Below are 19,860 nucleotides of genomic sequence, written 5' to 3'. Positions count from 1 at the left end.
CAGATAAATGGACTTAACTGGTAATGAATACATGGAATTTGTTAAAAACGACCGTTCACTTTTTTATTATCCTAATGATGAACCAAAAAATAAATTTAAATTTACAAAACCTAAAACTAGCTTTCAAGAATCAACTGATAGCTATTGGCATTATATTTTATTTGATCATAAATTGCCCCAACAAGGCTGGAAAATTCATCTAACTGCTAATATTAAGGATGCACAAAAACTATTATTGACGGTGAGCCAGTACTTAAACAATCAACAAGTTAGTTATAAATTTATTGATACAGTAGATGCAATGCTTTTAAGTAATTCCAAATATGGTGACCGAACAGAGTCGGGAAAGTTTATTACAGTTTATCCCGTAAATACTACTGAATTTGTCCAACTTCTGACTGCGTTAGCAGAAATCACCCAAGACTTTTTAGAGGGGCCATATATATTAAGCGATCAAGAATGGCAAGATAGCCATGTCTTTTACCGTTACGGTGCCTTTAAGGCAATGAAAACGGTGATTGACGGTGAAGAAGTTTACGCCATTATTGATAATAAACATAACTTAGTTGAAGATAAACGGTTACCATATTATTATCAGCCTGATTTTATTGTAGAACCTGAACAATTGAAAAATAATGTACAACATTATGATCAAAATGAATTCAAAAAACTAATGAATTATAATGTTGATTTTTCTTTACACTATAGCAATGCTGGTGGAGTTTATCATGCAGTTTTCAAGGGGAAGGAATGGGTTCTAAAAGAAGGCCGTGCTTTTGCGGGCTTAGATGCTAATGGCAATGATGGTTTTAATCGGATTAAACACGAGTATAAAATATTAAAGCAACTAGCCGAGATACCAACAGTTGTTAATGCTTATGAGAGTTTTAAGGCATGGAAACATCAATATTTAGTTGAAGAGTACCTTCAAGGAGATACTCTAGCTGATTTTGTTGATAGTCAATATCCCTTTACCGCAAATAAGCAAAAGAAAAATGAATATCTTACAAAGACGGTCAAAATTATTACGGCACTTTTAAAGGCAATTAACCAAATTCACCAAAAGGGAATTGCAATTGGTGATTTACAACCAGATAATATAATTATATTAGATACGGATAAAGTAAAGTTAATTGATTTTGAAAATGCTCAAAAAGCGTCAGCAGCCTACAATCCTGGTCTGGCAACGCCTGGCTATTCTGATTTTAATGCGCAGACTTTTGCAGAAGCTGATCGAATTGCGTTATACAAAATTGCACGTTATCTGATTTTGCCAACCGCAACTGGCTTTGATTGGGCGCCTGAATTAGAAGTGGTGCAAGATAAGAATATTAGCAATGAATTTGGCAAGCAAATTGTAGAATTTTTGCATAATTTAAAAAAGCAATTAAATTTGAATTTTAATTCTGACTCACGCCACCCGCAGTATTATTATCAAAATTTAACAGTACCGTCTACACCATTTTCACTGAATCAGTTAAATCAAAATATAGCCGAAGTAGCTAAGGGAATCAGCGACAACTTGAACTACAACTTTAAAGGATTAATTTATGGTGACATTCCGCAATACAGTTCTGAAATTAGTTATTATTCCGTGGCCAATGGTGCTTTTGGCGCTATAATGGCTTTAAATAGATCACAGACTTTAGATCAGAAAAGTAAGCAAGAAATTAATATTTGGCTCGAACAGCAATTACCAAATTTAAAAAAATTGTTAGCTGAGCCAGCAACAGATATCGGATTATTTACTGGCCTAAGCGGTATTGCCACTGTTTTGTATGAACAAGGCTACACTAAAATTAGTTACAGTATAATGAAAAAAATACAGACTAACGTGGCACTTAAGTTAACCAATGACATTTCAATTTACTCTGGTTTAGCCGGAGTTGGGCTAGCTTTTTTATGCTTTTATGGACAAACCAAAAAAACTATTTACTTACAAAATGCAATTGATCTTGGTAAACAAGTAATGCAAATCATTAAGCATGAACGCTATACCGAAAAAACTGATAGTGGATTAATTACTGGCTGGTTGGGTGCAGCATTATTTTTATGGAAATTAAGTATTGTTACAAAGGCAAAGCAATATAAGCAAGCAGCTTTAAGAATCTACCAGGTAGTAATAAAAAATTCATTACAACTTACAAGTGACGGTGCATTTATTAAAGATAATTCCTACTCATATGAACGTTTAATCCCGTATGTTAATCATGGTAGTGCTGGCTTAGCCTTATTAATGATAGAATTTTTACAAGATGATCCTAAGGTTTTTACCAAAAAGGAATTAGAAATTTTATTAAAAATATTAAAGCAAAATGATGTTTTTGTAACTTTTTTTGCCGGATTATTCGATGGTTTTCTTAGCCTGCTGATTTTAGATAATGCCTTTGCAATTTGTACCAATAATAAAGTGACTTTAAAGAAGAAGTACAATTTACTTAATAATTACTTAGTTGCTCAAAATGGCGGCGTAATGGTACCTGGCAGCTTTGGCTTTAAGTGTTCTTTAGATTTGACTACTGGAAGCAGTGGCTTACTGCTACTTTTAACAGATATTAAACAACATACCTGGAATGCCTGGCTACCACTTCTAAGAAGTAAATAATTTTTTAATTAACATAACTAAAAAGCCATTCCATTTATCATGGAGTGGCTTTTGTGGTATCAAATATAGATATATTTTAAACAATTTCTTGTTCTTTAAATGTCCCATAAACACGTTCTACTTCGGTGACACTCATGAAGGCATAGGGATCACTTTTTTGAACAATTTGTAAAACATCGTACATATCATAGCGATTAATAACTGTTATTAAAACTTTTTTTTCTATGTGACTGTACGCTCCTTCGACATCGTGAAAAATTGTGATGCCGCGATGCATTTTTTCTTGAATTCCATCAATAATCGCTTGTGGCTGATCTGTGACAATTGTGACTTGCAATTTTTGGTGTTGGGTATAGACAGCATCAATCACCCGTCCATTAATAAAAATAGTCAGGGCCGAGTATAAAGCACGATTCCAGCCAAAGGCAACACCGGCAGCAGCAATAATTACTAAATTAATAAAAATACTTACCTTGCCATAACTTGTGCCCGTTTTTTTCTGAACAACAATTCCCACAATATCTAAGCCACCAGTTGAGATGCCATTTTTTAAGGCAAAACCAGTTCCCAAGCCATTAATCATTCCCCCAAAAATTGCGCAAACAAGGGGATCAACATGCATATTAACTGGTTGTAGCACGCGCATCATAATCGAGCCCAAAATTACCGTGATAATTGTAAAAAAAGTAAACTTGTGCCCAATCTTAAACCAAGCAACTAAAAGTAGTGGCACATTTAAGGCAAAATACATTGCCGAAGTTGTCAAAGTGAAGGGGAGATAACGTTCACTCAATGTATTAATTAATTGAGCAAATCCGGTAATACCAGAAGAATACATGTGCCCCGGACCCCAAAAAAGATTTAACGCAATTGCTACTGCAATTGAATAAAAAAATGAAGCTGAAATCTTTGAAAGTAAATTATAACGTCTGTTAAAGGTATCGAGTCGATCCATTATTCACATTTTCCTTTTGTCCTAAATAATAGTAATTCATTTAATTCAGTGTAACAAAAGTTGGGGAGGTAACCAACTGAGAGAATTCAGTTAATTTTATTTTTTCCAGTGTTCTTTGATAAAAGTTAACCGACCACCAGCTTCCTCTAGTGCATAGCGATTGGGGGCCTTTTTATAGAAATCTTGATGATATTCTTCAGCTGGATAAAAAGGTTGAGCCGGTTCTATTTTGGTAACAATCGGTGCAGTAAATCTGCCACTTTCTTGGAGCTTCTGCTTTGATTTTTCGGCAGCTAACTGTTGTTGGACAGAATTATAATAAATAACTGGGCGATAATTATCACCGCGATCTTGAAACTGGCCCATGGCATCAGTTGGATCAGTTACTTGCCAATAGTATTCTAATAATTGTTCATAAGACATCAGCTCTGGATCATAAGTTATTTCAACTGCTTCTGTGTGCCCAGTCAATCCACTAGCTACTTGTTCGTAAGTAGGGTTAGGGACGTGACCGCCGGTATAGCCAGAAATCACCTTTTTGACACCAGGTAAAGTGTCAAATGGCTCTACCATACACCAAAAGCAGCCCCCAGCAAAGATGGCTTTTTGAAAATTTTGTTTTTTATCCTTATTTATATTTGCCATTTTATTGACCTCATTTCATCTTGCCGGACTTAGGTAAAAAATATTTAAGACCGGTCTTAAGTGCTTGTTTATTCTTCAATTCCCAGATGATCTAAAATCAAGGCAGCCGTTTCCTCGATTGACCGGTTAGCAACATTAATAACAAAACACCCCAATTCATTGTAAAGCGTTTGGGCAGAATCAAGTTCTTTTTTAATTGCGTCTGTATTTGAATAAGTGGTATCGGGATTTAACCCATAGGCAATCATTCTTTGCCGTCTAATTTCATTTAATACGGATAAGTCATTGGTCAGACCAATAATTTTTTTAGGATTAACTTGATATATCTCCTTTGGAATATGCGTATCTGGTACTAATGGTAAGTTAGCTACTTTTAAATTTTTATTAGCTAAAAATAAAGAGAGTGGTGTTTTTGAAGTTCGAGAAACACCTAATAAAACGACATCAGCTTCTAAAAAGCCCTTTGGATCTTTGCCATCGTCATACATTACGGCAAACTCCATTGCAGATATTCGATCAAAATATTTTTGATTCATTTTATGTTGGGCACCAATTTTCTTAAGCGGTCGGCTACCAGTAGCGCTTTGAATTGCTTCAACCACTGGAGATAAAATATCAATCCCATGGATATTATGTTCCCGAATAAAACGAATTACTGGTAACTGCATTTCATCTTTAACTAAACTATAGATAATTACCAAATTAGGATACTTTTCGATTTCTTGAAAAGTTTCTGCCAATTTTTCTTTATTATAAACGAATGGATATCGCCGATAGTTAATTTGAGCATCGGGGAATTGCGCTGTTGCTGCCACTGCATTATTAAAAGCAGTATCACCAGCAGAATCAGAAATAATTATAATATTAACTTCTTTTTTTGGGGTTTCGTCAGTCATTGTCTGCTCCTTTTTTCATTTATTATACAATCTCCCTTTAATATTAACAGATTTTAAATAGCTAAAACGGTAATGAAAAATAATTTTAAAAAATATTGCTTGTATGTATTGACCGATGAATATGGTTTGATATAATTTAAATAAATGTATGACGGAAACGTCAAGAAATGGAAGGAGGGATCACATATGGCCAAGACTGTTGTTCACGAAAACGAGTCTATTGATGATGCTCTTCGTCGTTTCAAACGTTCCGTTTCTAGAAGTGGTACTTTGCAAGAATATCGCAAGCGCGAATTCTATGAGAAGCCAAGTGTACGTAGAAAGCTGAAGTCAGAAGCAGCTCGCAAGCGTAAGCATTATTAATATAAAAAAACGACTTCTATCAATTATGGTAGAGGTCGTTTTTTAGATATTTTGCTAAGAATATTTATTTTATACCTATAACAAGATTTGTTATAATTTAAGCAAGCTATATTAGAAAGAAGGGATTACTGTGAGTTTATCAGAACAGATAATGGCTGATATGAAAGATGCGATGAAGGCACATGATAAAGTTAAGTTGAACACTGTGCGGATGATTAAGGCTGCTTTAATGAACGAAAAAATCAAAGTAGGGCGTGAATTGAATTCCGATGAAGAATTAACAGTTTTAAATCGTGAAAAAAAGCAACGTGAAGAATCATTGGCTGACTTTGTTAAAGCTAAGCGTACTGATTTAGTTGAGGAGACTAAAAAAGAATTAACCGTTATTGAAGCCTATATGCCTAAGCAACTTTCACAATCTGAGTTGGAAAAAATCGTTAGTGCAGCAATTGCTGAAGTCAGTGGTGCAACTAAAGCTGACTTTGGTAAGATTATGAAAATTTTAATGCCTAGAATCAAAGGTAGGGCAGATGGAAAAGTTGCCTCTAACCTGGTTAAAAACAAACTGAGTTAAGCAAGAAAGGGAGAAAAGATATTGGCTCAAACCAATTTTATTCCTAGAAATCCAGAAAATATTCAAAAGTTAGTTGGGGTTAATGACAGCAATCTTGATTTGTTAGCAGAGGGATATGATATCAGTATCACTGATACTGGAAGCCAAATTCTGCTTGCAGGCGATAGCAATAATTGTCAAAAAGCAATTGCTGTTTTAAAAGCCTTAGACAATGTAGTTAGTGCTAATATTAATATCAGTGCTCCTGATATTGTCAGCGCAATGAAAATGGCGGATAAAGGGATTACCGAATATTTTCCTGATCTATATAAAAAAATTCTAATTCGGGATGCTAAAGGTAAACCGATTAGGGTGAAAAATATCGGTCAAAAAAATTATGTTGAAGCAATCGAAAAAAATGATGTCGTATTTGGTATTGGTCCTGCTGGTACTGGTAAGACATTCATTGCCGTTGTTTGTGCAATTGCAGCTTTTAAAAAGGGTGAAGTTTCACGCATTGTTTTAACCCGACCAGCAATTGAAGCAGGTGAGTCACTTGGATTTTTACCTGGAGATTTAAAGGAAAAGGTTGATCCATATTTAAGACCAATTTACGATTCTCTTTATTCTATTTTGGGTACTAATACGACTGATCATTTGATGGAACGGGGAGTAATTGAGGTTGCTCCACTTGCGTATATGCGTGGGCGTACATTAGATGATGCATTTATAATATTAGATGAAGCTCAAAATACTACTGATGCGCAAATGAAGATGTTTTTAACTCGTTTAGGATTTAATTCCAAGATGATTGTTAATGGTGACATGACGCAAGTCGATTTACCTGGACGCCAGCGTAGCGGTTTAGTAGACGCTGAGCATATTTTAAAAGGTATCAGTCATATTAAATTTATTCAGTTTTCAGCTAATGATGTTGTTAGACATCCAGTTGTAGCTAAAATCATTAATGCATATGAAAAGAAAGAACAAAGTTAATGACCCCAATCGATATTACTTATAATGATGAAGTTGATTTTTTACAAGATAAAAAATGTAACTGGCAAAAGTGGATTACTGACCTATTATTGTTAGCCAAAAATGAAATTGGTAAAGAAAATAATTTAGAAATGAGTATTAACTTTGTCAATGAAGAGCGTAGTCAAAAAATCAATTATAAATATCGTGATAAAAATCGACCAACTGATGTAATTTCCTTTGCGATTGAAGACGGTGAAGATAAGTTTGAGATTGCCGCTTTTGCAGCAGATCCTGATTTTTGTGAAGATATTGGTGATTTGTTCATGTGTCCGAGTGTCATAAGAAGACACAGTGAAGAATATGGTACTGGTTGGCAGCGTGAGTTTGGCTACACCCTTGTTCATGGTTTTTTACACCTTAATGGGTATGATCATATAGAACCTGACGAAGCAAAAGAAATGTTTGCCATTCAAGGTAAAATTTTAAAAAACTATGGCTTGCCTTTATATGCAGACCAGTTAGATGAGGGCAGAGGTAAATAATGTCGAATAATGAAAAAAATAAGTCTGGTTTTGTTGCGTTAATTGGTAGACCCAATGTTGGTAAATCAACTTTAATGAATTATTTAGTGGGGCAAAAAGTCGCAATAACTTCTAACAAACCGCAAACAACGCGTAATAAAATATCAGGTATTTACACTACGTCAGGTATGCAGGTAATTTTCGTTGATACACCAGGAATATTTAAGCCACACGGTGAACTTGATGACTATATGGACAAAGCAAGTTTATCTAGTTTAAATGATGTTGACTTAATTTTATTTATGGTTGAACCAGAAAAAATGGGTAAAGGTGACGAATATATCGTTAATCTTTTACAACAAGTTAAGGTACCAGCATTTTTACTAATTAATAAAGTTGATCAGGTTAATCCAAATGACTTATTAGGAATAATTGATGAATATCGTCAATTAAATCTTTTTAAAGAATTTTTACCAATATCTGCTACTCAGGGAATCGGTATTTCTGACTTAAATCAGGTTTTATATGATTATTTACCAGAAGGTCCAGCCTACTATGATCCTGAGCAAATTACTGATCGGCCAGAATATTTTATGGTTAGTGAATTAATTCGTGAGCAACTTTTAAATTTAACTGCCGAAGAAGTACCCCATGCAGCTGCCGTATGGGTTGAACAAATGAATCAGCATGAAAATAACAAGCTGCAAATTGAAGCTACAATTTATGTCGAAAAAAGTGGGCAAAAAGGGATTATTATTGGTAAAGGAGGGAAAATGCTTAAGCAAATAGGCATTAATTCCCGTAAACAAATTGAGGACTTATTAGGTGAAAAAGTTAACCTGCACTTGTGGGTTAAAGTTCAACGTAATTGGCGATCTGATCCCCGCTTTTTGAAGCAGATTGGTTATAATAAGAAGGATTTGTCCTAAAAATGGCACGAGAACTCAAAGAAGTTCAAGGAATAATTTTTAAACGGCAAAAATATAATGAAGCTGATGTCTTAGCTAAAATTATAACTAAAAATTACGGCATAATTACCATGCTTGCTCGCGGAGCACTACGTCCCAAGTCGAAGTTAGGCGCAGCCTTACTTAACTTTTCTTACGGTACTTACATTATCTATACCAATGGTCATGGGCTTAGTAATTTACGAACTTATAAAAATATCAAACAATTTAATCATATTTTTACTGATATAAATAAAAATGCGTATTCTTCTTTCATTTTAGATTTAATTGATCATGCCTTTATTGAATATCAACATATAGATCAATATTACTTATTAGCTGATTTTGCTTTGCAAAAAATCAATGCTGGAGTTGACGCAGAAATGATTACTCAAATCGTTCAAATGCAACTTTTAGCTGCATTTGGGGTAAAGCCAGAACTACGTCACTGCATTATTTGTAGGAAAGAAAAAGGCAATTTTGATTATTCAATAAAGTATGGCGGGGTTTTATGTAGCGACCATTTTTATACTGATCCTAATCGCCTCCATCTAAAGCCTAAAGAGACGGCTGTTTTAAGAACGATTGGGCTATTACCAGCTGAACGATTGGGTGAAATTACAATTAGCGCTCAAACTAAAAAAGCAACGCGAAAAGCAATTGACCAAATTTATCAGGCAACGATTGACTTAAACTTAAAAACCAAAAAATTTTTAGACGAGTTAAATTTATTAACTTAGTTTGCTTTAGCTTATCCTTGGATTATGGTAAAATTAATTTGTATTTTGGCAATGATAAGGAAGAAGAAAAGTACCAGTCAAGCGAGTGTTAGATAGTGCAAGGACATCTGGGAAAAGGCACCTTTAGTCAATAATTAAGTGCAGGGTATATTTTCCCTGAATTAGGGTGGAACCGCGATTAAATCTCGTCCCTATGCAAGTTTTGCATAGGCTTTTTTTATGGTCTAATGCAGAAAGGATTAAAAATGACAAAGAAAAAATTAAACATTCAAAATATGATTTTTAAATTAGAAGAATTTTGGTCATCCAAAGGCTGCATGGTTATGCCTTCATATGATGTAGAAAAAGGGGCTGGTACAATGAGCCCGTATACATTTTTACGGGCTGTGGGGCCAGAGCCATGGGCTGCTTGCTATATTGAGCCATCAAGAAGACCAGCTGATGGGCGTTATGGTGATAATCCTAATCGCTTATTCCAACATCATCAATTTCAAGTAGTAATTAAACCAGCGCCAACAGATATTCAACAATATTATTTAGATAGTTTAAAAGTTTTAGGAATTAATCCACTTGAGCATGACATTCGCTTTGTTGAAGATAATTGGGAAAATCCTTCAATGGGGTGTGCCGGTGTCGGTTGGGAAGTATGGCTTGATGGAATGGAAGTAAGTCAGTTTACTTATTTTCAAGTTGTCGGTGAACTCGAAGTTAAACCAACAATGAGTGAAATTACTTATGGGGTTGAACGTTTAGCTTCATATATTCAAGATGTTAACTCTGTTTTTGATTTGGAGTGGGGCAATGGTGTTTTATACCGCGATATCTTTAAAGAAGCAGAGTATGAAAATTCAAAATATGCGTTTGAAGAATCAAACCAGGAAGACTTGTTAAAATTCTTTGATGTTTACGAAAAAACAGCACAGGAATTGATTAAATTAAACTTGGTTCAACCAGCATATGATTATATTTTAAAATGCTCGCATACGTTTAACTTGCTTGATGCACGCGGAGCAGTTTCAGTGACGGAGCGGGCGGGATATTTAGCGAGAATTAGAAATCTTGCCCATGAAGTAGCTGTTTGTTTTGTCAAAGAACGGGAAAAAAGAGGTTTCCCGCTATTAAAGAGTGCAGAAGATAAGAAAGCAGGGCTTGAAAATGACTAAAGATTATTTATTTGAAATTGGGACCGAAGAGATGCCAGCACATGTTGTCACCCGTAGTGTTAATCAACTAGCTGACAAAACCACAAAATTCTTAAATGAAAATGGTTTAAAGTTTAAGAATATCAAGACTTTTTCTACGCCAAGACGTCTAACGATTTTAGTCGAAGAACTTGCTGAAAAGCAGGATGATATTGATGAAATCAAAAAAGGACCAGCTAAAAAAATCGCCCTAGATCAAGATAATAATTGGACTAAAGCTGCTCAAGGTTTTGCTCGTGGACAGGGAATGTCCGTTGATGATATTTATTTTGAAGAACTTAAAGGTGTAGAGTATGCCTATGTTCATGTTAAAAAAACTGGGAAAAAAGCGAGCGAAATTTTGTTAAACATGAATAAGGTAGTTAAGGCCATGACTTTCCCTACTAAAATGCGTTGGGCGGCTAATGATTTTGAATTTATCAGACCAATTCACTGGATTGTATCTCTTTTTGGCAATGAAGTCGTTCCCGTCAAACTATTAGATATTACAGCTGGTCGTAAAACTGAAGGTCATCGTTTCTTAGGTGATTCAGTAGTATTAGCTAATACGGGCGATTATGAAGATGCCTTAAAAGATCAATTTGTCATTGTTGACGCAACTAAGCGCAAAGAAATGATTGTTACGCAAATGTCCGAATTGGTTAAAGAAAATAATTGGAAAATCAAACCAGATTCCAGTTTGCTTGAGGAAGTGACTAATTTGGTTGAATATCCAACTGTTTTTGCAGGAACATTTGATGAAAAATACTTACAAATGCCAGCAGAAGTATTAATTACCTCAATGAAAGATAATCAACGGTACTTTGAAGTTTACGATCAAGATGATCACTTAGTTAATCATTTTATTTCTGTGCGTAATGGTAATCAAGATTTTCTGGAAAATGTTATTTCAGGGAATGAAAAAGTTTTAGTTGCACGTCTTGATGATGCCCAATTCTTTTATGATGAAGATAGAAAATATCCGCTTAGTCATTTTGTACAAAAGCTCGATAATGTTTCTTTCCATGACAAGATTGGTTCAATGTCAGAAAAAATCAAACGTGTTCGCATCATTGGTAACTTTTTAGCTGAGAAATGGCAATTAGATGAACAAACAATCGCTGATTTTAATCGGGCCAGTGAATTATATAAATTTGATTTAGTTACTCAAATGGTGGGTGAATTTGCTGAATTGCAAGGTGTGATGGGCATGCATTATGCTAGCTTAGCTGGAGAGAGACAAACAGTCGCTGTTGCAATTAAAGAGCATTACATGCCAACAACTGCTGAAGGTGAATTACCACAAACTATTGTTGGTTCTCTTTTATCAATTGCAGATAAATTGGATACAATCATTACCTTTTTTGCGGCAGGTATGATTCCCAATTCATCAAACGATCCATATGCTCTACGCCGTTATGCATATGGGATAGTGCGTATTTTATTAAATCAAAGTTGGTCTTTACCATTTAATAAAGTTTTGCCTGAAATTGTAACCGAACTTGACGGTCAAACCTCGGCTAAGTTACCTAAGACTGAGCTGCAAGATGATGAGATTGCTTCATTTATTCGGGATCGGATTAATCAATACTTACAAAGAAATCAATTTAAGTATGACATTATTGATGCCGTGTTAGCTTCCAATCAACAAGATCCGATTCAAATTTTGTCAGCAGCTAATGTGTTGCAATTGCACCATGATGATGAACAATTTAAGCCAGTTGTTGAAAGCTTAATTAGAATAAATAATATTTTAAAGAAAGCTGAATTCAAAGGGCAAAACATAATTAATCCAGACTTGTTTGAAAATGAAAGTGAGAATAAGCTATTTATCGAAGTAAATAACTTAAGTAAGCTTACCAATTTGACAGCTTTATATGAAGGCTTTGTTGAAATACAGCCAGTTATAAATCTTTATTTTGAAACTAATATGATTATGGCCAAAGATGAAACAGTTAAGAATAATCGCTTAGCACAGCTTAAGTTGATTTCAGAATTAGCTACTGGATTAGGGGATTTAAGTAAGCTGGTTATTAAATAGTTATTTGTAGGTGATGAAGTGGCTGGATTAATACCTGAGCAAACAATTGCTAAAGTACGAGAAAATATCAATATTGTGAACGTTATCAGCCAATATGTATCACTTGAAAAAAAAGGTAAAGATTATATTGGCCTGTGTCCTTTTCACCAAGAAAAAACTCCTTCCTTTACCGTTAACGAGGGTAAACAATTCTTTAAATGTTTTGGTTGCGGTAAAGGCGGTAATGTTTTTACCTTCTTAATGGAAAAGGATGGTTTGACTTTCCCGGAAAGTGTTCAAAAGGCAGCGGATTTTGCGCATATTGATATTGGGGACGTAACCCATGCTAGAGCAGAAAACTCTAATATTTTAATTAAAATAAATGAGCAAGCAGCAAAATTTTATCAACGTGTACTAGTTTCAACGAATGCAGGAAGACGTGGACTTGAATATGCCAAGCAGCGAAAACTAGATGCGAAAATAATTGACCATTTTAAAATTGGCTATGCGCCCCGGCAAAACGACTTACTTTTGACTTACTTAAGAGGACGTGATTTTCAAGATAGTGACTTGTTAAAAAGTGGCTTATTCGTTCAGACAAAAAATGGCAGCCTGCTTGATCGTTTTCGTGACCGGTTAATGTTTCCGATTGCAAATGAGGGTAGTTATGTCATTGGTTTTTCGGGAAGAAGAATTGCTAATGACAAAACTGAAGCAAAATATATTAATAGCCCAGAAACAAAAATTTTTGCAAAATCAAAGGTACTCTTTCATTTTGCTGAGGCCAAAAAAGCCGTTCGTGATGAAAACCATTTAGTTTTATATGAAGGATATATGGATGTAATTGCAGCCTATCAAGCCGGGATAAAGTCAGGAATTGCTTCTATGGGAACAAGTCTTACCGATCAGCAACTTTATATGATTCGTAGAATTACTAAAAATATTATTATTAATTACGATGGCGACGAGGCTGGCATTCATGCGGAAGATCGTGCAGTTAAAATGTTTGCTCAAGCTGGTGGATTTAATCTAGGTATTGTAATATTACCGGAAAAATTAGACCCAGATGAATATATAAAAAAATATGGCGCAGAAAATTATACTAAAGAAGTTAAGGGGGCATTGACACCAACTGACTTTTTCTTGAAACGCTTGGCTAAAAAATATAATTTAGATAATGACCGCGAAAAATTAGCATATATTGATGAAGCAGTTAAAGCAATTGCTAAATTAACTAATCCCGTTGAACAAGATTTATATTTAGATAAAATAGCGCGCGAGCAAAATGTCTCTTTTGATTCTTTAAAAGCGACCTTAGCACGCTATAGACGTCAATTTAATATTGCTCAACGTCGTAAAGAAAATAGTGGGTTTGATCAAAGTAGGCAAATGCCTCCAATTAAATCGATTCAAGAGACCGCAATTGATCCGATTCAAGTGCGTTTATTATATTTATTCATTCATTCTACTCATGCACGCGATTATTTATTAAATAGAAAATTTTTATTTCCAGATGAGGCTTTTCAAAGATTAGCGGAATTATGGTTAAGTTTTAGTGAAGAACAAGAAAATCCATCCGTCAATAGTTTCTTAAATTTTATTCCAAGTCAACTTCAAGGTATAATAGTTAATACCGAAATGACAGACATGCCCCAGGATTTTTCAGATCAAGAAATTGATGAGCAAATTGATGCATTAAAAATGCGAGAAATTCGTACGCAATTGCATCACTTAATGAATGAATTGCAAGATGCCAAAAGAAAGACGGACACTAAAGAAATAATGACAATTACTCAGAAAATTTTAGAGTTAAAAAGAATTCAGGGTTAAAGGGGGGCTTTATTTTGACAGAAAATAAAAATACCAATAATAATGAAGAATTGTCTTTAGACAAAGTTGTTAAGCAAGTTGTCAAAGACGTAAAAAAAGATAAATCGATTACTGAAACTGAATTTGTAGATCGCCTAGTTAAGCCTTATGATTTACAAAATAAGGCTGTCGATCAATTAATTCAGGAATTTGAAGACAACGGTATTAGTATTGTCGATGAGAATGGCGATCCTTCTAAATTAGCTTTAAAGAAACAAAAAGACATTGAAAAAGCCGAACTAAAAGATATGTCGGCTCCATCAAGCGTGAGGATGAATGATCCTGTGCGGATGTATTTAAAAGAAATTGGTCGTGTACCACTTTTAAACGCCGATCAAGAGATTTCTTTAGCTAAAAGAATTGAAAAAGGTGACGAAGAAGCCAAACAAGAATTAGCTGAAGCTAACTTACGTCTGGTTGTCTCAATTGCTAAACGATATGTTGGTCGTGGTATGTCTTTTCTTGATTTAATTCAAGAAGGTAACATGGGGTTAATGAAAGCTGTAGATAAATTTGATTATAGCCTCGGTTTCAAGTTTTCAACTTATGCGACCTGGTGGATAAGGCAAGCCATCACCCGGGCAATTGCAGATCAAGCACGGACAATTAGAATTCCGGTTCATATGGTAGAAACAATCAACAAATTGATCAGAATTCAAAGACAGCTATTGCAAGATTTAGGACGTGAACCAACTCCTGAAGAAATTGGTGCCGAAATGGATATGCCAACTTCTAAGGTACGTGATATCCTTAAGATTGCTCAAGAACCAGTTTCACTCGAAACACCAATTGGTGAAGAAGACGATTCTCATCTTGGTGACTTTATTAAAGATAAAGATGCAACTAGTCCAGAACAACATGCTTCATATGAAATGTTGAAAGAGCAGTTAGAAGAAGTTTTAGATACACTTACTGATCGTGAAGAGAATGTTTTACGCTTACGTTTTGGTCTTGATGACGGCCGAACTAGAACTTTAGAAGAAGTCGGTAAAGTGTTTGGTGTTACTCGTGAACGTATTCGCCAAATTGAAGCCAAGGCTTTACGGAAATTGCGTCATCCTAGTCGTTCCAATCAGTTACGTGATTTTTTGGATTAACTTTATACTATACAAAAAGTTTCACTTCGTTTATTGTACGAAGTGAAGCTTTTTTGCTTTATCTTAATTTTAACTTTTTCTCTTATAAATTTAAAATGCCTTTTTATTTAATCCTTGAAGATTCAAATTATATTCGACAACTTTTTTACGTTTACCTGTAACTAGAAACAAAGCAAGGCCGAGATAAATTAAAACTATAAAAATTAATAATTGCCAGTCAAATATTGTAGGACTTAACATCGAAATACTCCCAGACGCAATCATCCCCGCTAAATCATATAAGAAGTGGTATGCGATATTGCTAATAATTGTACCAGTGTATAAATAGAGTGCTGAAAATAGTATACCTACTGTCATTGCATTAATCACTTGCAAAATAGTAGCTGATAATGGTTGAACAGGAGTATTTAAAAAATGAATTAGACCAAAAATTAAGCCATCAAGAAATATTGCCCAAAAGATTTGCCTACTAGAATTTTGGAGTAACTTCAATAAAAAACTTAAAATGCAAAAGCGCATCATCCATTCTTCACCAATTCCAGCAGCAAAAGCATTTAAAGTTAAATATAAAAGATTACTATTTGAAGCTACCCTAAAATTCCAGTTAGTAAGAATACTGTTCAATGAATTGGCATCATTAAAACCATTAAACAGACAATCTATGACAATAAAAATAATTAGAATACTCAAAATTACCTTTGAAACTCTTGAACTAAACTTAAAATTAGGAGTAACAAATCCCCATTTTTTCATCACAAACCATGTAGTAACAACAAAACTTAAACTACCAATAATTGCACTATTGGTACAAGCCTTTAAAAAAGGGTTAGTGGGAATAGGATAAGTAGATTCTATTTCGATAATCAAATATATAAACCATAGTAAACAAAAACGTCCCCATTTATTCTGAACATTTCCCATAGCCAATTCGCCCATAGGAATAAACATAAAAATTTTATAAATTGTAATAAGACACAAAACAAATGTTGTTATAGTCTCATTTGTATACTTAATTAAAAGATCATTTACAAAAGTAAAGAAAAAAATTGGGGTACTAGTGATACTAATTGCCTGAAAATAATAATTGCATTGAATTAACTTACTATTTACATTTTTATTTAATACTGAAAACTGTAAACTAATCAAAATTATCAAAATAAATGCTTTAAAAGTAGTAATCCCACCAGCATGAATAAATAAACTATAAATTAAACTAAATATTACAAGTAGCAATTGTAATAAGGTCTGCAGTAGGTGCCAACTTCTTATTTTTTTCTCTGTAACCATTAGAAACCTTTCTAGACTTAAAACAGTTCATCACGCTTGCCATCAAGTAGATGTTCATCAATATCATTATTAAAATAAACTTTTAAATCGCGGTCAAAGTTATAGGCAAGCTTTTCTTGTTGCAATTCTTTTTTGGTCATCCAGATCAACTCTCCTTCTTTTGATGCTTTTAGCTGCCCACTAAACTTTGTAGCAATATAAAAAAAGACGATATAGCGATTATTATTATCGTCATAAAACTGTTTAATTCCCACTAAATGTGGCTTCTTAATTGTTAAATTAGTTTCTTCTTTAATCTCTCGGATGACCGAGTCGTGAAATGATTCATGCGCTTCAACATGTCCGCCGGGAAAGGTGAGTCCAGGCCACGTTGGATCGTTACGATTAATCACTAATATTTTTTGCTTATTTTCAATCATACACATATTTGTTAATGTTACTCTTTCAGTTCTATCCATTCCGTATAACTTCTTTCATCTTTTTATTGAATTTATTATATAAAAAAGATGAAAGATTAACTAGGTAAATTTACAATACATTAATTTACTTACAGTCAATAACTTTATTAAAAATCTGGTCTTTTTTGTTTATTTTTGTACTATAATAGTATAGTAATACAATATATAAATGATATTAAAGTTTACACTTTTAGGGGAATTAACTATGGAATTAGATATCAAAAACGTATCATTAAAGTTTGGTCAAAGGCTAATACTTGATAACATTAACCTTAACTTACATTCAGGTGGGCTCATTGGACTAATTGGTCCTAATGGCGCTGGGAAATCAACTTTATTGCGGATAATATCAACTATTTTGCAACCTGAAAAAGGAAGCATATTTTTAGATGGAGTAGACATTGTTAAATATCCCAAAAAGATGCGAATTTCATTAGGATATTTACCACAGCAAGTTCCATATTATCCTCATTTAACTGCAATTGAATATTTGCAATACATTGCGGCTCTTAAAGGTATTTCTAAAAAGCAAGCACGAAGTAATATTGAAAATTTACTAACTAAATTTCATTTGATTAATGCAAAAAATACAAAATTGGCCGACTTTTCTGGCGGTATGCGACAAAGAGTAGGTATAGCCGCCACATTACTAGGTGATCCAAAAGTAATTATTGTTGATGAACCTACAGTCGGATTAGATCCATTAGAAAGAGTAACTATTAGGAATGTTTTGGCAGAAATGGCTGTTAATCATATTGTTATTTTATCAACTCACATTATTTCTGATATAGAAGCAGTTGCTTCTAAAATTATTGTTTTGAAAGAGGGGCAAATTTTATATACAGGTTCACCGGAAGGACTTTTACAGAGAGTAACAAATTCAGTTTGGGAATATACTGCTCCAGTTAATCAGGTTCTTAATCAACTAGAAAATGTTAGTTCTATTACGCAAGAAATTGATGGTGTTCATATTAGAGTAATCTCTCAATCTAAACCTAATGCAGAAGCTGTTAATGTAACACCACGCTTAGAAGATGCCAGTCTGGCTATCTTAGAAAGCGGTGATTAGTTTGACTAGAATTGTTAAAGCTACATTTTTAGAACGAAGTCGACGCTTGTCATATTGGGCTCTAATAATTTTGGCCTTAATCGCAGCTGTTATTGGATATCCAAGAATTAAGGGTCCAATTAAGGTATTTGTACTTGAGCCGAATTTATTTATTCAAGCAAGCAATCCTAGTTGGGTTCCAGTTAGTGTGGTGTTAGTATTAGGCTTGTTTTTACCAATTATTAGTTACCTGTTTTTAAAAAATACAATTGGAATTGATGATCAAAATCATACTAATGTTTTAATGGCGTCAGTTTCCTTTTCTAAAATTAAGTACATTGGTGGAAAATTCTTGGCGAATTGTTTACTTTTATTTATTCTCTGGATTGTTATCATATTAGCGACAATTATAATGGTGATTTTACAGTTTCCAGGGAAATTTATTGACTTTTATCAGTTCTTAACGCCATTTTTAACTTTATTACCTGGTATTTTCATAATTTCGACGCTTGCGATATTTACAGAAATTGTTCCTTTTCTAAGAGGTATTCTAGGAATAATTCTTGTTAGCTTTTTTTCATTAATTTGTTATGGAGTTAGTATCGAAAATTATAATTCCTTTTTTTTAAAGATAATTAATCCATCTGGTAGCTCCTATTTATTCAAAATGATTCAAGATACTTGCGTTAAGACCGTAGGGCAACCATTAAAGCAAACAATGCTACTTAGTTCAGGAAATTTTAAAGAAACAGGAAAGCAGACTTTATTTTTTTTACCGATTAAATTTACTCAGCAAGATCTACTAATTTTTATTATTCAGCTCATAATTTGCATTGTAATGCTAATTTTAGCAGGTTTTATTTTTTCTCCGCACAAATACTCAAATAAAATTCGTAAAAATTCCATCCCTATTAACTTAGTTCACGACCATCATAAATTGAAAACAATCAATTCAAAATCGGCTAGTAGTAGTTTATTAAAAACTTCATTTGCTTTATTATGGAGACCACTATCTATTTATAATAAACTTGCATTAATTATTTTGTGGTTAACAGCATGGCTTAGTTCATTAGCCATAAAGCAATTAATAATTTTACCTTTAATCTTATTAACAGAATTACCATTATTGAGTAATTTAGGTTCACAAATTACTCAATTTAGTTTCTATCAATGGCTGATGACGATTCCTAAAGCACAAAATAAGCAACAATTTTTTGAATATGTAGCTAGTTTAACATTTACACTAATCTTGTTTTTACCTTTCATGCTAAAGTCAAGTTATACTGCTTTGTTACTAGTATGTTTTAGCATTATGATTTGCATGCTAGCACAAGTTTTAGGATTAATTACCAAGGGTAACCGCATGTTTATTTTTTTAATGGTCATTTTTTGTTTTATCTACCTAAATGGAATTACTAACTTGTTACCCATAAATAAACTAAATCCATCTGTCTGCTTAGTATATCTTGGTGTAACCCTAGTTTTATTTTTAATAAAGTGTAGCTTAAAGCAGTTAATTAAATAATTGGTATAAGTATTCATATTAAATTGTTCTTTATTAGCTTCATTTTGAATTAAACTCAAAATGAAGCTTTTTGGTAAAGCTAAATTTTATTCAAGACACCAATTTTCAAAAACATTTAATTCTTAAACCAGCTTAAGTAATATGCTAAAATTTCAGTATGTAGAAAGTAGGG

The 19,860-nt window shown here is 33.6% G+C and carries 18 protein-coding genes; 13 read left to right on the top strand and 5 right to left on the bottom strand.

Annotated features, from left to right (window positions below; genetic code table 11):
- Positions 1-7 precede the first annotated feature (7 nt).
- The gene (lanKC, locus tag F5ESL0230_RS04100) at positions 8-2,605 is read left to right on the top strand and encodes a class III lanthionine synthetase LanKC (protein ID WP_122021699.1); all 2,598 of its coding nucleotides are present in this window, start codon (positions 8-10) and stop codon (positions 2,603-2,605) included.
- A gap of 76 nt (positions 2,606-2,681) precedes the next feature.
- Here lanKC and F5ESL0230_RS04095 read toward each other — a convergent pair whose 3' ends face one another.
- The 3 genes from F5ESL0230_RS04095 to F5ESL0230_RS04085 all read right to left on the bottom strand — a co-directional run bounded on the left by F5ESL0230_RS04095 (position 2,682) and on the right by F5ESL0230_RS04085 (position 5,101).
- Positions 2,682-3,560: a YitT family protein gene (locus tag F5ESL0230_RS04095; RefSeq protein WP_122021698.1), complete on the bottom strand. Its 879-nt coding sequence runs from the start codon at positions 3,558-3,560 to the stop codon at positions 2,682-2,684.
- Positions 3,561-3,656: 96 nt separating this feature from the next.
- Positions 3,657-4,205 carry a peptide-methionine (S)-S-oxide reductase MsrA gene (gene msrA / locus F5ESL0230_RS04090; RefSeq protein WP_122021697.1) on the bottom strand — a complete coding sequence of 183 codons (549 nt, stop codon included), beginning with the start codon at positions 4,203-4,205 and terminating at the stop codon, positions 3,657-3,659.
- Positions 4,206-4,273: 68 nt separating this feature from the next.
- Positions 4,274-5,101, bottom strand: a complete 828-nt coding sequence (locus F5ESL0230_RS04085; RefSeq protein ID WP_122021696.1) for a pyruvate, water dikinase regulatory protein — start codon at positions 5,099-5,101, stop codon at positions 4,274-4,276.
- A gap of 186 nt (positions 5,102-5,287) precedes the next feature.
- On the opposite strand from F5ESL0230_RS04085, the gene rpsU reads away from it, so the two are divergent.
- The 10 genes from rpsU (at position 5,288) to rpoD (ending at position 15,370) form a co-directional block, all read left to right on the top strand.
- On the top strand, positions 5,288-5,464 hold the full coding sequence (gene rpsU / locus F5ESL0230_RS04080; protein ID WP_046306945.1) for a 30S ribosomal protein S21: 177 nt from the start codon (positions 5,288-5,290) through the stop codon (positions 5,462-5,464).
- Between the two features lie 130 nt (positions 5,465-5,594).
- On the top strand, positions 5,595-6,038 hold the full coding sequence (locus F5ESL0230_RS04075; RefSeq protein ID WP_090092007.1) for a GatB/YqeY domain-containing protein: 444 nt from the start codon (positions 5,595-5,597) through the stop codon (positions 6,036-6,038).
- A gap of 21 nt (positions 6,039-6,059) precedes the next feature.
- Positions 6,060-7,013, top strand: coding sequence for a PhoH family protein (locus F5ESL0230_RS04070; protein ID WP_122021695.1), 954 nt, complete (start codon positions 6,060-6,062; stop codon positions 7,011-7,013).
- On the top strand, positions 7,013-7,537 hold the full coding sequence (gene ybeY, locus F5ESL0230_RS04065) for an rRNA maturation RNase YbeY (protein ID WP_090092004.1): 525 nt from the start codon (positions 7,013-7,015) through the stop codon (positions 7,535-7,537). The genes F5ESL0230_RS04070 and ybeY overlap by 1 nt, the downstream gene beginning before the upstream one ends.
- Positions 7,537-8,445, top strand: coding sequence for a GTPase Era (gene era / locus F5ESL0230_RS04060; RefSeq protein ID WP_122021694.1), 909 nt, complete (start codon positions 7,537-7,539; stop codon positions 8,443-8,445). The genes ybeY and era overlap by 1 nt, the downstream gene beginning before the upstream one ends.
- Before the next feature lie 2 nt (positions 8,446-8,447).
- Entirely contained in the window at positions 8,448-9,203 is a 756-nt protein-coding gene (recO, locus tag F5ESL0230_RS04055) for a DNA repair protein RecO (protein ID WP_122021693.1), read from the top strand.
- A 245-nt stretch (positions 9,204-9,448) separates the two neighbouring features.
- Positions 9,449-10,366: a glycine--tRNA ligase subunit alpha gene (gene glyQ, locus F5ESL0230_RS04050; protein ID WP_090091999.1), complete on the top strand. Its 918-nt coding sequence runs from the start codon at positions 9,449-9,451 to the stop codon at positions 10,364-10,366.
- Positions 10,359-12,425 (top strand): glycine--tRNA ligase subunit beta, encoded by a 2,067-nt coding sequence (gene glyS / locus F5ESL0230_RS04045; RefSeq protein WP_122021692.1) that lies wholly within the window; start codon positions 10,359-10,361, stop codon positions 12,423-12,425. Before glyQ ends, glyS begins: the two co-directional genes overlap by 8 nt.
- Positions 12,426-12,443: 18 nt before the next feature.
- A complete protein-coding gene (gene dnaG / locus F5ESL0230_RS04040) occupies positions 12,444-14,234 on the top strand; it encodes a DNA primase (RefSeq protein ID WP_122021691.1) in 1,791 nt (596 codons plus the stop codon).
- A 14-nt stretch (positions 14,235-14,248) separates the two neighbouring features.
- Positions 14,249-15,370, top strand: a complete 1,122-nt coding sequence (gene rpoD / locus F5ESL0230_RS04035; RefSeq protein ID WP_122021690.1) for an RNA polymerase sigma factor RpoD — start codon at positions 14,249-14,251, stop codon at positions 15,368-15,370.
- A 90-nt stretch (positions 15,371-15,460) separates the two neighbouring features.
- On the opposite strand, the gene F5ESL0230_RS04030 is transcribed toward rpoD, so the two are convergent.
- Entirely contained in the window at positions 15,461-16,657 is a 1,197-nt protein-coding gene (locus F5ESL0230_RS04030) for a CPBP family intramembrane glutamic endopeptidase (RefSeq protein WP_122021689.1), read from the bottom strand.
- A gap of 17 nt (positions 16,658-16,674) precedes the next feature.
- Positions 16,675-17,115 carry an 8-oxo-dGTP diphosphatase gene (locus F5ESL0230_RS04025; protein ID WP_122021688.1) on the bottom strand — a complete coding sequence of 147 codons (441 nt, stop codon included), beginning with the start codon at positions 17,113-17,115 and terminating at the stop codon, positions 16,675-16,677.
- Positions 17,116-17,320: 205 nt separating this feature from the next.
- Here F5ESL0230_RS04025 and F5ESL0230_RS04020 point away from each other — a divergent pair, with 205 nt between their 5' ends.
- Positions 17,321-18,184, top strand: a complete 864-nt coding sequence (locus tag F5ESL0230_RS04020) for an ABC transporter ATP-binding protein (RefSeq protein ID WP_122021687.1) — start codon at positions 17,321-17,323, stop codon at positions 18,182-18,184.
- Between the two features lies 1 nt (position 18,185).
- On the top strand, positions 18,186-19,688 hold the full coding sequence (locus tag F5ESL0230_RS04015) for a hypothetical protein (RefSeq protein ID WP_122021686.1): 1,503 nt from the start codon (positions 18,186-18,188) through the stop codon (positions 19,686-19,688).
- The last annotated feature ends 172 nt before the right edge of the window (positions 19,689-19,860 follow it).

The sequence above is a fragment of the Lactobacillus sp. ESL0230 genome (genome assembly GCF_003692805.1).
Lineage (GTDB): Bacteria > Bacillota > Bacilli > Lactobacillales > Lactobacillaceae > Lactobacillus > Lactobacillus bombicola.
Note: the sequence above shows the minus strand (reverse complement) of the source record. Positions and strands in the feature narration are given on the sequence as shown.

Bases quoted from the DNA above. Each gene is read 5' to 3' on its own strand.
- F5ESL0230_RS04095 (WP_122021698.1), bottom strand. From the start codon at position 3,560: ATGGATCGACTCGATACCTTTAACAGACGTTATAATTTACTTTCAAAG.
- era (WP_122021694.1), top strand. From the start codon at position 7,537: ATGTCGAATAATGAAAAAAATAAGTCTGGTTTTGTTGCGTTAATTGGT.
- rpsU (WP_046306945.1), top strand. From the start codon at position 5,288: ATGGCCAAGACTGTTGTTCACGAAAACGAGTCTATTGATGATGCTCTT.
- msrA (WP_122021697.1), bottom strand. From the start codon at position 4,205: ATGGCAAATATAAATAAGGATAAAAAACAAAATTTTCAAAAAGCCATC.
- lanKC (WP_122021699.1), top strand. From the start codon at position 8: ATGGACTTAACTGGTAATGAATACATGGAATTTGTTAAAAACGACCGT.
- recO (WP_122021693.1), top strand. From the start codon at position 8,448: ATGGCACGAGAACTCAAAGAAGTTCAAGGAATAATTTTTAAACGGCAA.
- F5ESL0230_RS04025 (WP_122021688.1), bottom strand. From the start codon at position 17,115: ATGGATAGAACTGAAAGAGTAACATTAACAAATATGTGTATGATTGAA.
- glyS (WP_122021692.1), top strand. From the start codon at position 10,359: ATGACTAAAGATTATTTATTTGAAATTGGGACCGAAGAGATGCCAGCA.
- glyQ (WP_090091999.1), top strand. From the start codon at position 9,449: ATGACAAAGAAAAAATTAAACATTCAAAATATGATTTTTAAATTAGAA.
- F5ESL0230_RS04030 (WP_122021689.1), bottom strand. From the start codon at position 16,657: ATGGTTACAGAGAAAAAAATAAGAAGTTGGCACCTACTGCAGACCTTA.
- F5ESL0230_RS04020 (WP_122021687.1), top strand. From the start codon at position 17,321: ATGGAATTAGATATCAAAAACGTATCATTAAAGTTTGGTCAAAGGCTA.
- ybeY (WP_090092004.1), top strand. From the start codon at position 7,013: ATGACCCCAATCGATATTACTTATAATGATGAAGTTGATTTTTTACAA.
- F5ESL0230_RS04085 (WP_122021696.1), bottom strand. From the start codon at position 5,101: ATGACTGACGAAACCCCAAAAAAAGAAGTTAATATTATAATTATTTCT.